The sequence below is a fragment of the Marivita sp. genome, from assembly GCF_017643905.1.
GTDB lineage: Bacteria > Pseudomonadota > Alphaproteobacteria > Rhodobacterales > Rhodobacteraceae > Marivita.
Genome location: NZ_JAEPMO010000018.1, coordinates 1 through 13,185 on the forward strand (window position 1 = coordinate 1; position 13,185 = coordinate 13,185).

General features: G+C 59.1%; 11 protein-coding genes and 1 pseudogene. 7 read left to right on the forward strand and 5 right to left on the reverse strand.

The genetic code is table 11. The annotated features are described in order from the left end of the window. Window positions 1-232 (reverse strand): annotated as a pseudogene (locus JJ869_RS04405) (3-isopropylmalate dehydratase small subunit); the annotation flags it as partial. Further along, window positions 232-1,635, reverse strand: coding sequence for a 3-isopropylmalate dehydratase large subunit (gene leuC, locus JJ869_RS04410; protein WP_292264841.1), 1,404 nt, complete (start codon window positions 1,633-1,635; stop codon window positions 232-234). The gene leuC and the pseudogene JJ869_RS04405, both read right to left, overlap by 1 nt. A 266-nt stretch (window positions 1,636-1,901) precedes the next feature. Between leuC and JJ869_RS04415 the strand changes: the two genes are divergently transcribed. The 4 genes from JJ869_RS04415 (at window position 1,902) to JJ869_RS04430 (ending at window position 6,928) form a co-directional block, all read left to right on the forward strand. Continuing rightward, entirely contained in the window at window positions 1,902-2,033 is a 132-nt protein-coding gene (locus tag JJ869_RS04415) for a hypothetical protein (RefSeq protein ID WP_292264843.1), read from the forward strand. Window positions 2,034-2,093: 60 nt separating this feature from the next. Then, window positions 2,094-3,428, forward strand: a complete 1,335-nt coding sequence (locus tag JJ869_RS04420) for a mechanosensitive ion channel domain-containing protein (protein WP_292264845.1) — start codon at window positions 2,094-2,096, stop codon at window positions 3,426-3,428. Window positions 3,429-3,497: 69 nt separating this feature from the next. After that, window positions 3,498-4,676, forward strand: coding sequence for an acetyl-CoA C-acyltransferase family protein (locus JJ869_RS04425; RefSeq protein ID WP_292264847.1), 1,179 nt, complete (start codon window positions 3,498-3,500; stop codon window positions 4,674-4,676). 107 nt (window positions 4,677-4,783) lie between these two features. After that, complete coding sequence (locus JJ869_RS04430) at window positions 4,784-6,928, forward strand: ATP-binding protein (protein WP_292264849.1); 2,145 nt, start codon at window positions 4,784-4,786, stop codon at window positions 6,926-6,928. Here the strand turns inward: JJ869_RS04430 and yaaA are convergent. The 3 genes from yaaA to JJ869_RS04445 form a co-directional block, all read right to left on the reverse strand. Beyond that, window positions 6,913-7,692, reverse strand: a complete 780-nt coding sequence (yaaA, locus tag JJ869_RS04435) for a peroxide stress protein YaaA (RefSeq protein ID WP_292264851.1) — start codon at window positions 7,690-7,692, stop codon at window positions 6,913-6,915. The two genes, JJ869_RS04430 and yaaA, sit on opposite strands and share 16 nt — an antisense overlap. A gap of 35 nt (window positions 7,693-7,727) precedes the next feature. Beyond that, window positions 7,728-9,770 (reverse strand): DNA helicase RecQ, encoded by a 2,043-nt coding sequence (gene recQ, locus JJ869_RS04440; RefSeq protein WP_292264852.1) that lies wholly within the window; start codon window positions 9,768-9,770, stop codon window positions 7,728-7,730. A gap of 96 nt (window positions 9,771-9,866) precedes the next feature. Beyond that, a complete protein-coding gene (locus JJ869_RS04445; RefSeq protein ID WP_292264853.1) occupies window positions 9,867-10,160 on the reverse strand; it encodes a YggT family protein in 294 nt (97 codons plus the stop codon). A gap of 137 nt (window positions 10,161-10,297) precedes the next feature. Between JJ869_RS04445 and JJ869_RS04450 the strand changes: the two genes are divergently transcribed. Genes JJ869_RS04450 through mepA form a run of 3 tightly spaced genes read left to right on the forward strand, consistent with a single transcriptional unit; the run spans window position 10,298 to window position 13,164 of the window. Further along, window positions 10,298-10,849, forward strand: coding sequence for an acyl-CoA thioesterase (locus JJ869_RS04450; RefSeq protein WP_292264854.1), 552 nt, complete (start codon window positions 10,298-10,300; stop codon window positions 10,847-10,849). Window positions 10,850-10,903: 54 nt separating this feature from the next. Then, window positions 10,904-12,244: an MFS transporter gene (locus tag JJ869_RS04455; protein WP_292264856.1), complete on the forward strand. Its 1,341-nt coding sequence runs from the start codon at window positions 10,904-10,906 to the stop codon at window positions 12,242-12,244. Further along, entirely contained in the window at window positions 12,241-13,164 is a 924-nt protein-coding gene (gene mepA, locus JJ869_RS04460) for a penicillin-insensitive murein endopeptidase (RefSeq protein WP_292264857.1), read from the forward strand. The genes JJ869_RS04455 and mepA overlap by 4 nt, the downstream gene beginning before the upstream one ends. The last annotated feature ends 21 nt before the right edge of the window (window positions 13,165-13,185 follow it).

Sequence of the window (13,185 nt, forward strand, 5' to 3'; positions counted from 1 at the left end):
CGAAATTGTCGCCAGCGACAAGGATTTCTGCGTCACGGTCCTGCGGTTTGTTCAGCACGCAATCCGGGATCTCGTTGCCGTCGTTGTCGTACCGCATTTCGTCGAACAGGTTCACGCCAAGACCCGACCGCTTGATCGTTTTCAGGAACTGCTTGGGGATGGTCATGTCGGTGTCGATGTTCACCAGCGGCATCGGAGCCGCGATCCCGGTGAGTTTTTCGAATTTGTCCATTACATCATCTCCCGCACATCGGTGAGTTTCCCAGTGATCGCCGCGGCCGCTGCCATCGCAGGCGACATCAGATGTGTGCGGCCGCCACGGCCCTGACGGCCTTCGAAGTTGCGGTTGGACGTCGCTGCGCAACGCTCCCCCGGCTGAAGCTGGTCGGGGTTCATTGCAAGGCACATGGAACAGCCAGCAAGGCGCCATTCGAACCCGGCTTCCTTGAAGATATCCGCCAGACCTTCTTCCTCGGCCTGAGCGCGCACAAGGCCAGATCCCGGCACGACCATCGCCCGTTTCACGGCGATCTTCTTGCCTTTGAGGATTTCAGCTGCAGCGCGAAGGTCCTCGATGCGGCCATTGGTGCACGACCCGATAAATACGGTGTCGATCTCGATATCCGACAGTTTCTGGCCCGGTGTCAGACCCATATAGTCCAGCGACCGCTGCGCTGCACCGACTTTGCCACCTTCAAAGCTGTCGGCAGACGGTACTTCAGCGGTGATCGGCAGCACGTCTTCGGGCGAGGTGCCCCATGTCACAACAGGCGCGATGTCTTCGCCCTTGATCGTGACCACCTTGTCCCAATGTGCATCCTCATCCGAGAAAAGCGTCTTCCACCATGCCAGAGCGGCTTCCCACTGTGCGCCTTTCGGGGCATGCGGGCGGCCTTTGACATACTCAAACGTCTTTTCGTCAGGAGCGATCAGGCCCGCGCGGGCACCGCCTTCGATGGCCATGTTGCACACGGTCATCCGGCCTTCCATCGACAGATCGCGGATCGCTTCGCCGCAATACTCGATGACATAGCCCGTACCACCGGCGGTGCCGGTCTTGCCGATCACCGACAGGGTGATGTCCTTAGCGGTCACACCCGGCGCAAGCTTGCCGGTGATCTCGACCTTCATGTTCTTGGATTTCTTCTGGATCAGCGTCTGGGTTGCCAGAACGTGCTCGACCTCGGAGGTTCCGATCCCGTGTGCCAACGCGCCGAATGCGCCGTGCGTCGCGGTGTGGCTGTCGCCGCAGACCACGGTCATGCCCGGCAGCGTCCAGCCCTGTTCGGGGCCAACGATATGGACGATGCCCTGACGGACATCAGACACCGGATAGTAGTGAATACCGAAATCCTTGGCGTTCTTGTCAAGCGCCGCGACCTGAATGGCGCTGTCTTCAGTCATGTTCTTGGGGTCTTCGCGACCGGGCGTTGTCGGCACGTTATGATCCGGAACCGCGATGGTCTTGTCGGGTGCGCGCACCGAGCGACCCGCCATGCGCAGCCCTTCAAAGGCCTGCGGGCTGGTCACTTCGTGAACGAGGTGGCGGTCGATATACAAAAGGCAGGTGCCATCATCGGCTTCATGCGCGACATGGGCGTCCCAGATTTTATCATAGAGCGTTTTGGGGGACATGGGTCCTCTCCCTTGCTTGGCGAAAATGTGGTGTTGGATGAGGTGGGCGCGGGCGCAGGATTATAGCCGCGCGAGCACCGTGTGCGTCGCACCGAAGAAACGCTCCCGCAACCGCGCGCGTTCGTCCAGATCGAAAACCATTTCCATACGCGCTGCCATACATCATCGCCCCCTCCTGCCGCAAGTGCGGCTCTGTGTCGGCGCATGACTTGACTCAAGTGATCCAAAGCCAACCCTTGCACGTACAGTATGTTGCGACGGGCAAAATGCTGACAAAACTGAACATAATCAATTTGGGACTGATTGCGATCCTGTGTGCGGGACTGATCGTGCACGCCGCAGGTGCCGACACCGATCTGACGCCCGTTATGATCGCGCTGCCGTTCACAGGCTCTTAACCTGTTGCACTGTCTGCGCTCGGGTGCGACCCTGAGCTGGAACAGTCAAACGGGATTGGAATGGGCCCTGACGTCGTCTCACCGGAAGCGCTGACCGAGATCACACTCGACCTGTACGCTTGGGCAGAGACATTTCTGACAAGCCTGCTGCGCCCTTGGAATGCCTATCAACTTTTCATCGCCCTCGGCATCTTCGTGGTCGCGCATGTACTAGCGGCGATCATCAAACCGCGCATGCATGACTGGATGCGCGGCCTCGAAGGTTGGCCCAAATGGCGCATGCGCGCACTGGTGGTGTTCCATCGCCGCTTGCGGATGGTTCTGTTCGTCGTTCTGATCTGGCTGGTCATCGCGGTCATGCGCGAATTCACATGGCCGTCGCGCACCTACCTGCTGGCAATCATCGCGGACCTGTCGACTGCATGGCTGTTCATCGCCTTTGCCACGCGCCTGATCCAGAACGCCCTGATGCGTTCGATCGTGCGCTATGGCGCATGGATTTGGGTCACGCTCTCGATCACCGGGCTGTCCGATGAGGCGCAATCGCTTCTCGACAGTGCGGCCTTTACCATCGGTGAAACCCGTCTGTCGCTCTGGCTGGTGATTCAAGCCATCGTGATCCTTGCTGCACTCCTCACCGGGGCGCGGTTGATCAGCAGCACAACCGCTGCCACGATCCGACGCAACGAAGATATCTCGCCCTCCATGCAGGTCCTTGCGATCAAGTTCCTGCAAGTCCTGCTGTTCGGCACAGCGTTCTTCATGGGTCTCCGCCTTGTTGGGGTCGACCTGACCGGCCTTGCCGTTCTGTCGGGGGCCATCGGCGTCGGCCTTGGGTTCGGTCTGCAAAAGGTCGTGTCGAACCTCGTGTCCGGCATCATCATCCTGCTCGACAAGTCGATCAAACCCGGCGACGTGATCTCGCTCGGCGATACGTTCGGTTGGATCAACAGCCTTGGCGCGCGCTATGTCAGCGTCGTAACCCGCGATGGCAAGGAATACCTGATCCCGAACGAAGACCTGATCACCGGTCAGGTGGTCAACTGGTCCCACTCGAACGAATTCGTACGGTTGGATATCTTTTTCGGTACGGCCTACTCCGACGATCCCCACAAAGTCCGCGAGATCGCGATCAACGCTGCGAAATCCGTGGACCGTGTCCTGAGCTTCAAAGCCCCCGTCTGCCACATCGTCGGCTTCGGCGACAGTTCGGTCGACTACATCCTGCGATTCTGGATCCGCGATCCCACGGGCGGGCTGACCAATATCCGGGGCAATGTGTACCTCGCTTTATGGGATGCCTTTCAGGAACACGGCATTTCGATTCCTTTCCCGCAGCGCGAAGTCAAAGTGCTCGAAGGGTCGCAGCTTGCGACGAATTCGCTCCCCGACTGACGGCACGTTGCGGCTGACAGTCCCGTTCGGCTGGCTCATACTACGCGCAACGGAACAAGGGAGGCCTTGATGGCAGACGATATCGTAATCCTCGACGGCGCACGAACAGCAATCGGAACATTCGGCGGATCGCTCGCGGCAACCCCGCCCATTGATCTTGGCACAACGGTCGCCAAGGCTGCGCTGGAGCGGTCGGGCGTGGAAGGCGCACAGATCGGTCACGTCGTGTTCGGCCATGTCATCAACACCGAACCGCGCGACATGTATCTCAGCCGGGTCACTGCGATGCAGGCCGGTGTGCCCGACACGACGCCAGCCATGAACGTGAACCGTTTGTGCGGCTCGGGTGCGCAGGCCATCGTTTCGGCTGTGCAATCGCTGATGCTGGGTGATGCACAATTCGCGCTGGCGGGTGGCGCCGAAAGCATGAGCCGGTCGCCCTATATCGTGCCCGATCAGCGCTGGGGCGCCAAGATGGGTGACATCCGCACTATGGACATGATGCTGGGCGCGCTGAACTGCCCCTTCGGCACCGGCCATATGGGTGTCACGGCTGAAAATGTCGCCGCTGAACATGACATCAGCCGCGATGCGCAGGACAGCTTTGCGCTGGAAAGCCAGCAACGGGCGGCACAGGCGATCGCGGAAGGCCGTTTCAAGAGCCAGATCGTTCCCGTTGAAGTCAGGGTCAAGCGCGACATGGTTCCGTTTGACACGGACGAGCATCCCAAAGCGACCACGATGGAGGCGCTCAGCGGTCTGAAAACCGTGTTCCAGAAGGACGGCACCGTGACGGCTGGTAATGCGTCGGGGATCAACGACGGTGCTGCAGCCATTGTCCTCGCCACGGCATCCGCCGCCCAGAGCGCGGGCTTAAAGCCAAAAGCGCGCATCCTTGGCTATGCCCATGCGGGCGTCCGCCCAGAGGTCATGGGCATCGGCCCGGTGCCAGCGGTCGAGAACCTTCTAAAGCGCACAGGCCTGTCGATCACCGATTTCGACGTGATCGAAAGCAACGAGGCCTTTGCCGCGCAGGCCCTGGCCGTAAACAAGGGTCTTGGGCTGGACCCTGCCAAGGTGAACCCAAACGGTGGGGCGATTGCCTTGGGTCATCCGGTGGGTGCGACCGGTGCAATCATCACGATCAAGGCGCTCTACGAACTTGAACGCATCGGCGGTTCCAAGGCTCTGATCACCATGTGTATCGGCGGCGGCCAAGGTATCGCGCTGGCCATCGAACGTCTCTAACACCAATTCGCGCAAAGTAATCTAAACCCGGCCATTCCGTTTGGCCGGGTTAATTCATTCTTCACCATGATCCGGGAAAGTCCGAACCGTCGACTACGGAGGTGCGGATGAGTCTTGCCAACAAGCTGTCAGAAGAACGGCGCGCACGGCTTGCGGCAGAACGTTTACTCGAACTCAAACAGGCCGAGCTTTTTGCGGCAAACCGCAAATTGGGCAATCACGCGCAACAGCTCAGCAATGAAATCGTCGAAACCCGTGCCGAAGTGGCGATGGTTCGTGGCGAAAACCAGCGGGTCAAAACCGAACTTGGCGTCGCTCACGAAAAGATCCAGATCGCGGAACGCCGCCTTTGGCATTCGATCGAGACCATTCAGGACGGGTTCGCCTTTTTCGATGCCGACAACCGCATGATCGTCGCCAACCGGTCCTATCTTGCCGTGTTCGAAGATCTGGAAGAAGTGCAGCCGGGCATCACCTATCCGCGCATTCTCCAGCTTCTCACAGAAGAAGGCATCGTCAATATCGGCAGCGAACGCCCCGCAGACTGGCGTGCACGGATGCAGGACCGATGGCAGCAGGAAGCGCCTGAACCGATAGAGATACAGCTGTGGAACGGCGAACACATTCGCATGTTCGACCGGCGCGGCCCGTCAGGTGACGTGGTGAGCCTTGGGCTGAACATCACGGAAAGCGTGCGCTACCAGCAGGAACTCCATGAGGCCCGCCAAAAGGCCGAAGCCGCGAACCGGGCGAAATCCGCGTTTCTTGCAAATATGAGCCACGAGATCAGAACCCCGATGAATGGCGTGGTCGGCATGGCGGACCTGCTGACCGAAACCGATCTCGACAGCGAACAGCGGCTTTTTGTCGAAACCATCAAACACTCTGGCGAAGCGCTTTTGGTCATCATCAACGATGTGCTGGATTATTCTAAAATCGACGCGGACCGATTGGTTCTGCACCCCGAACCGTTTGACCTCGAACAAACGCTGCACGAGGTTGTTTTGCTCTTGCAGCCCAGCGCACGGGCGAAAGGGCTCAGCCTCAGAATTGATTATGACATCCTACAGCCAACCCGATTTGTCGCCGACCCCGGACGCATCCGTCAGATTGTGACCAACCTGATGGGCAATGCTGTCAAGTTCACGCTCGAAGGTGGGGTGGTTTTGCGTGTGGTTGGAGAGGATGCAAACGAAAACCAAACAACGCTTTGCATCACGGTCGAGGATACCGGGATCGGGATCGCAGCCGACAAGATCGAGCATGTTTTCGGCGAGTTCAATCAGGTCGAAGACGACCGCAATCGTCAGTTCGAAGGCACCGGGCTTGGCCTTGCGATCACCAGACGCTTGATCGAGATGATGCAAGGCCAAGTCTGGGTTGAATCAGAACAAGGTGTCGGCAGTTGTTTTGGCTTCAGGATCACGCTACCGGTCGATAACGGGGATGGCGCGAATTCCCGAAAGCTTGATCCGTCCCTGCGTCGCATTCTCGTGATTGACGATACGGACGAAGATGGCACGACGCCCCTCATCAATCAGGTCGCCGCACTGGGCGGAACGCCGATTCTGGCATCGGACCGGTCGACCCTGTCGGCCGAGTTGATTGCCTCCGTCAGCCTGACAATCCTTGGGTTGGAGCAGGACAGCCCCGAGTTTCAACCGACGCTCGATGCATTCAACTCCATCGCCAATGACGCACCGATTTTGGTCCTGTCGCATGATCCAAAACGGTTTACCGAAACCGGTCTGACCCGTTTGCGCATGATACAGCGCCCCTATGCGCGCGCGGCCCTGTTGGAGGCTATCACCTCGACTGCAGTTCCCTGCGCGGCACCTGAAGCACCGCAACCTCCTGCTCAAGTCGGATTACCCAAAGTGCTTTTGGCCGAGGACAACCGGACCAACCAATTGGTGTTTCGCAAGATGGTCAGCAAGCTTGCCCTTGATCTTACTCTGGCCAATGACGGGTTCGAAGCCGTCACGGCGTTCGAGACACAAAGACCCGATGTGATCTTCATGGATATTTCCATGCCCGGAATGGACGGCAAAGAAGCGACGGCCCGCATTCGCGCGTTAGAAGGCACCGGACCGCATGTGCCGATCATCGCTGTGACAGCGCACGCGATGGATGGCGACAAGGACATCATCCTTGATGCCGGTCTGACAGATTACCTCACCAAGCCGCTACGCAAAGACGCGTTGCTGGAAAAACTCGGGCTTTATTGTCCGCAGGTTCAGTTGGCGTCGTAGGGTCTGACGAAAACCGGTTTGTCCGGCTCCGACAGGTCCTCGCGATAGGCATAGCCGCCAAGATCGAAATCAAGAATACCCTCCGGATCTGTCAGGCGCCGTTGAATGACGAACCGTGCCATCGACCCGCGCGCCTTTTTGGCGAAGAAGCTGACAATCTTCGGACCCTTGCCATCGCCTTTGTCTTCCATGAAGGCGGGCGTGACGATCCGCAGTCCCAGCGGCTTGGGAGGAACCGCGCCAAAATATTCCTGACTGGCACAGTTGATGAGCGTGTCGGTGCCCAGTTCGGACGCCTGCGCCCTGAGTTCCTTGGAAATCTGGTCGCGCCAGTAATCGTAAAGGCTTCCACCCCGCCGCGTTTTCAACCGACTGCCCATTTCAAGGCGATACGCCTGAATGCCATCCAGAGGTCGCAGAACGCCATAAAGCCCTGACAGAATCCGCAGATGGTTCTGCGCCCAGCGCATCTCGTCCGCATCCAGCGTTTCCGCCTCTAGGCCCTGATAGGTATCACCCGCAAAGGCCAAGGCGGCCGGACGGAGATCACTGTCTGAAGGCGCGTCCTCGAAGGCGCGAAACCGGTCCCGGTTCAGCTTGGCAAGGTCATCGCTCAGGTCCATCAGCGCCTTGAAATTGCCCAGCGTCAGATTGCGTGCGGATGTCGCAAGACGGTTCGCGTCGTCCTGAAAGACCGGTGTGGTCATGGGGACATCCCGCTCGGACCAGTCAAGACGTTTGGCTGGGGAAATCACGACGAGCATGGCAGTACCTTTGTTATTTGACAGTTCCGGTTGATCTAGTCCGCGTTGCGAAGGACGTCCAGAAACGTCTCGGCAAACCGTTCTGCGTGCCGATCGCCGATGATGCGTGCAATCCCGCTTTCATCGCGCGGTTTGCTTTGGGCTATCTTGGCCAGCTGTCCGGCATTGCAGGACAGCGGCTTCAATGTTCCGCATGCCCCCCGGACCAATTGGGCCTGCGATGCCAAAAGCGCATCGTAGAGTCCACCGGCCCCACTGGTGGCCAGTTTGCGACGCGCGGGATGCGTGTCAGGAACATCGCCCGCGATGACCGCAAGAAACGCGCGTCCATAGCGTTCGAGTTTCTTTGCGCCCACCCCATTGATCCGCGCCATGTCGTCCAGTGTTTTTGGACGGGTCTCTGCCATTTCGATCAGCGTCTTGTCGGGGAAAATCACATAGGCTGGAACGGATTGCTCTTCCGCCAATGCACGACGTTTTGCCTTGAGCGCCGACAGCAGTGGCGCGTCTTCGTCGCTGACCAAGGTGCGAACCTGCGGTCGGCGTTCGCTGGCCGCTTCAAGACTGTCGCGGCGCAGATGGATCGTTGCCTCGCCGCGCAGGATCGGGCGGGCGGCTTCGGTCATGACCAAGGCTCCGTGTCGTTCGGCATCAGGGCGCATCAGGTCATGACCCATCATCTGACGAAACACCGCCTGCCATTCCCCGCGCTTCAGCTCGGTTCCGATGCCAAAGGTGGGCAGGCTGTCATGATTGCGTTGCAAGACCTTCTCGGTCTTTGTGCCCAACAGAATGTCGATCAGATGCCCTGCACCAAAGCTTTCGCCGGTGCGCAGCGCAGCGGATAATGCTTTTCGGACCGCCTCGGTGCCGTCGAACACCTCGGCCGGTTTGTCGCAAAGATCGCAGTTCCCACAGGTGATGTCTGATTCACCAAAATAGCCAAGCAGCGTCTTGCGTCGACACTCCAGCGCCTCCGCCAACCCCAACAGCGCATTCAACCGCCCGTGGTCGGCATGGCGGCGCTCGGGCGGCGCAAGTCCTTCGTCGATCTGCGAGCGGCGCAAGCGGATGTCATCGGACCCGTACAGCGTCAGCGTTTCGGCAGGCGCGCCATCACGCCCGGCGCGACCGATTTCCTGATAATACGCTTCGATGGATTTCGGCAGGTCGGCATGCGCGACCCAGCGGATGTCCGGTTTGTCGACGCCCATGCCAAAGGCAACTGTGGCGACAACAATCAGCCCATCCTCGGTGGCAAAGCGCGCCTCGACGCTGCGGCGCGCATCAGGATCCATCCCACCGTGGTAGAAACACGCAGTATGCCCTTCGGCATTAAGCGCCTGCGCCAACGTTTCGGTCTTGGCGCGGGTGCCACAATAGATGATGCCCGACTGATCCTTGCGAGCAGCTGCGAATTGCAGAATTTGCTCACGCGGCTTGTTCTTGGGGGCGAACATCAGGTGGATGTTGGGCCGGTCAAACCCCCGCAAAAACGTCGTTGGCGCATGTCCATCAAACAGCCGATTGACGATCTCTTCCTGCGTTTCCGCATCCGCCGTCGCCGTAAAGGCCGCCAGTGGCACATCCAGCGCGCGGCGCAATTCACCGATGCGCAGGTAGTCGGGACGGAAATCATGGCCCCACTGGCTGACGCAGTGGGCTTCATCCACGGCAATCAGGGACACACCTGCCTGTTGCAGCATCCGCTGCGTGCCGCTTGAGGCAAGACGTTCGGGCGCAAGATAGAGCAGTTTCAACGCACCGGAATGGAGCATGTCCCAAACCGCGTCGTTTTCCTCGTCCGTGTTGGCCGAAGTCAAGGCACCGGCGTTGACACCTGCCTCGCGCAAGCCGCGCACCTGATCCCGCATCAGGGCAATCAACGGAGAGATTACAACCGTCACGCCATGGCGCACCAGCGCAGGCAGTTGGAAACAAAGCGATTTGCCGCCACCCGTTGGCATGATCGCCAACACGTTTTCCCCATGTGAGACAGCCTCTACAATCTCGGACTGGCCGGGACGGAAACTATCGAATCCAAAGATATCGCGCAGAATGGCATCTGCGTCAGACATATCGCGGGGCATGGGTGACCTGTCAGTTTCTTAACTATATCTGCTCTTTACCTGACAGTCTCATACTAAGGATGCGTGAACAAGCCTTTGCTCGGGTCAATACCCGTAGAAGAACCCGGCATTGTTCGCCAGCACGATGCGCAGGATGTACACCCCGATCAAGGCGACCAGCGGCGCGAGGTCAATTCCCGACATCGGCGGCAGGATACGCCGCAGCCGCGAATACATCGGTTCCAGAATTCGGTTCAGGCCGTCCCAGATCTGCGCGACAATCGGCTGACGCAGGTTCAAGACCTGGAAATTGATCAGCCAACTCATGATGACGTGGGCGATGATGAAGAACCACACGATATCGAGAAGCAGCATCAGGATCTGGTAGAGCGATTGCATCGGACGGATTTCCCTTGGCAGTGACGTGACAACAGGTAGGCGCAAGCGCGCCGAAGAACAAGTCAGAGCGCTTGCCGCGAGGTCGCGATTGACGTGTTTCGGCGGAAGGTCAACTACACGGGCAACAGGAGTGACCGATGTATCCTATCATCCGTATGGCATTTGGCCTTTGGAAAGCCCGCAAAGCCCCACAGCTTGGGCCCTTTGCAACCTATGTCTCGCAGCATCGGTGCTGGCCTTGGGATATCGACATGTGGATGGAGTTGAACAACGGCCGGACACTGACGCTTTACGACCTCGGGCGTATCCCTTTGGCGCAGGTCACGGGGCTGATGGCAATGATCCGGGAACAGCGGTGGGGGCTGACGATGGCCGGTGTCGTCGTAAGGTACAGACGTCGCATCCGTACGTTTGAACGCTTCGAAATGCGCAGCCGGTTGCTGTGCTGGGACGAAAGGTTTCTCTATATCGAACAGTCGATGTGGAAACGTAGCGGCGAGTGCGCGAACCACGCGGTTTACCGGTCGGCCGTCACCGATCAGAATGGAATTGTCCCGACCCATCGCGTGATCGCGGCGATGGGTTTGACAGACGTATCATCACCCAAAATGCCCGATTGGGTGGCAGACTGGCTGCGCGCCGAAGACGCGCGACCTTGGCCACCGATGCAGGACGCCATATCCGATTAACGGCGCTTGCCGGTTCGGCGTTTCGCACCCATAACCTCGGCAGGGGGATTTGGAATGGCGAACGTGTCACTGCGCAAACGGATATGGGGCTGGTTCTTTTTCGACTGGGCCAGCCAGCCTTATAACACGCTCCTGATCACCTTCATTTTTGCCCCCTATGTCAAGGAACTGGTCGGCGACGGCACAACGGCTCAGTCCGCCTGGGGCTTTGGCATCGGCGCTGCTGGACTGGTGATCGCGGTTCTTGCTCCAGTGCTCGGCGCATTGGCCGATACGGGCGGCAACCGGATGCGCTGGATATGGCTGTTTTCGATCATGTACGTGGTCGGGGCGGCAGGGCTTTGGTACGCCGTACCTGGCGATTTCAGTCTGATCCTCATCCTGACATTCTTTGCCATCGGCATGATCGGGATGGAATTCGCGACAACCTTCACCAACTCCATGCTGCCCGATCTTGGGACCCCGGAAGAGATAGGTCGCATCTCGGGCAATGGCTGGGCGTTCGGATATGTCGGTGGACTGATCGCGCTTGTGATCATGCTACTGTTCTTTGCCGACAACGCCACAACCGGGCGCACCCTGATAGGGTTGGAACCTGCATTTGGCCTTGACCCGGCAGAACGCGAAGGCACCCGTTTTGTTGGTCCGCTGGTGGCGATCTGGTTTGTCGTGTTCATGATCCCGTTCTTCCTGTTCGTGCGGGAACCTCGGACGCAAAAGGCGCCCAAAGGCGCGGTCAAGCTGGCGTTGAACGATCTCAAGACCACGCTGAAGCGCCTTCCGCAGGATCGGTCGCTCTTTGCCTATCTCGGATCTGCGATGTTTTACCGAGATGCCCTGAACGGCATGTATGCGTTCGGTGGCATCTATGCTGCGGGCGTCCTTGGTTGGAGCGTTCAGAATGTAGGGATCTTCGGGATCATCGCGATCATCGCCGGAGCCATTGCAGCCTGGCTGGGTGGGATGGCGGATTCTCGATTTGGGCCAAAGCCTGTGATTGCGGTCTGCATCCTTGCGCTGACAGCGATGGGCATTGCCATTGTTCTGATCTCGCGCGAGTCGATGTTCGGTGTTCCCATCCCAGAAGGTTCGGCTCTTCCCGATATCGCATTCTACGTGGTCGGCGCTGTGATTGGTGCAGCAGGCGGGGTGATTCAATCCGCCAGCCGCACAATGATGGTCCGTCAGGCCAACCCGGCCCGCATGACCGAGGCCTTCGGATTGTATGCGCTGTCGGGCAAAGCGACCAGTTTTCTGGCACCTTTGCTGATCGGCATCACCACCTACGCCACCGGATCACAACAATTGGGTGTCAGCCCCGTGATAGGCCTTTTCCTGATCGGCCTTGTATTGTTACTCTGGGTCAACCTAAACGGGAAACAGGCAGTGTCATGAAACGGTTTTCGCTTATCCTAGGACTCGCTTTTCTACTGAGCGCCTGCGGAGGTGACAGCGGTCCGCGCAACGCGGAGACAACCGCCGCCAGCGCCCCCCGCGTGACCGGCGTCTTGAGCACGCGGCAAGCCAAGCAGCTTTTTGGCGGGATGGAGAACGCCTCCAGTCAAGCGCCGGCGGCTTATGGCAGCTACGCAAAGGGGTGTGCTGCCGGTCAGGTGCAGCTTCCGGAAACCGGGCCAACGTGGCAGGCCATGCGCCTGTCGCGGAACCGCAATTGGGGGCTGCCTGTCACCATCGACTTCCTGCAGGACCTGTCGCGCATCGCAGCCCGCGAACCCGGTTGGAATGGTCTCTATATCGGCGATATAAGCCAACCGCGCGGCGGGCCCATGCTCACGGGTCACGCAAGCCACCAGATCGGCCTTGATGCCGATATCTGGATGCTGCCAGCAAACCGTCTGAACCTGACCCGGACCGAGCGCGAGAATATCTCGTCCATCTCCTTGCGCCGGTCCAATGGCGCATTCACCAACGATCAATGGACGAAACAGCATCACAACATCATCAAAGCCGCTGCCAGCGACCCGCGGGTTTCGCGTATCTTCGTTTTCCCCGGCGCAAAGGTTGCCATGTGCAATGCGGAAACCGGCGATCGTTCGTATCTGCGAAAGATCCGTCCGTGGTACGGCCACCACTATCATTTCCACGTGCGATTGGCCTGCCCGGCAGGGATGTCCGGCTGTGTCGATCAGGATGCCCTGCCCCGCGGCGATGGCTGTGACGACGCGCAGCAATGGGTAAACAACATCCTCAATCCGCCACCGCCCGATCCCAACGCGCCGAAACCGACCCCGCGTCGGGAACTGACACTTGCCGACCTTCCCGCTCAATGTGCCACCGTTCTGTCGGCAAATTGATGCGTTTCGAGTCCTGACAGC

Bases quoted from the DNA above. Each gene is read 5' to 3' on its own strand.
- mepA (WP_292264857.1), top strand. From the start codon at position 12,241: ATGAAACGGTTTTCGCTTATCCTAGGACTCGCTTTTCTACTGAGCGCC.
- JJ869_RS04450 (WP_292264854.1), top strand. From the start codon at position 10,298: ATGTATCCTATCATCCGTATGGCATTTGGCCTTTGGAAAGCCCGCAAA.
- JJ869_RS04455 (WP_292264856.1), top strand. From the start codon at position 10,904: ATGGCGAACGTGTCACTGCGCAAACGGATATGGGGCTGGTTCTTTTTC.
- recQ (WP_292264852.1), bottom strand. From the start codon at position 9,770: ATGTCTGACGCAGATGCCATTCTGCGCGATATCTTTGGATTCGATAGT.
- JJ869_RS04420 (WP_292264845.1), top strand. From the start codon at position 2,094: ATGGGCCCTGACGTCGTCTCACCGGAAGCGCTGACCGAGATCACACTC.
- JJ869_RS04445 (WP_292264853.1), bottom strand. From the start codon at position 10,160: ATGCAATCGCTCTACCAGATCCTGATGCTGCTTCTCGATATCGTGTGG.
- JJ869_RS04415 (WP_292264843.1), top strand. From the start codon at position 1,902: ATGCTGACAAAACTGAACATAATCAATTTGGGACTGATTGCGATCCTG.
- yaaA (WP_292264851.1), bottom strand. From the start codon at position 7,692: ATGCTCGTCGTGATTTCCCCAGCCAAACGTCTTGACTGGTCCGAGCGG.
- JJ869_RS04430 (WP_292264849.1), top strand. From the start codon at position 4,784: ATGAGTCTTGCCAACAAGCTGTCAGAAGAACGGCGCGCACGGCTTGCG.
- leuC (WP_292264841.1), bottom strand. From the start codon at position 1,635: ATGTCCCCCAAAACGCTCTATGATAAAATCTGGGACGCCCATGTCGCG.
- JJ869_RS04425 (WP_292264847.1), top strand. From the start codon at position 3,498: ATGGCAGACGATATCGTAATCCTCGACGGCGCACGAACAGCAATCGGA.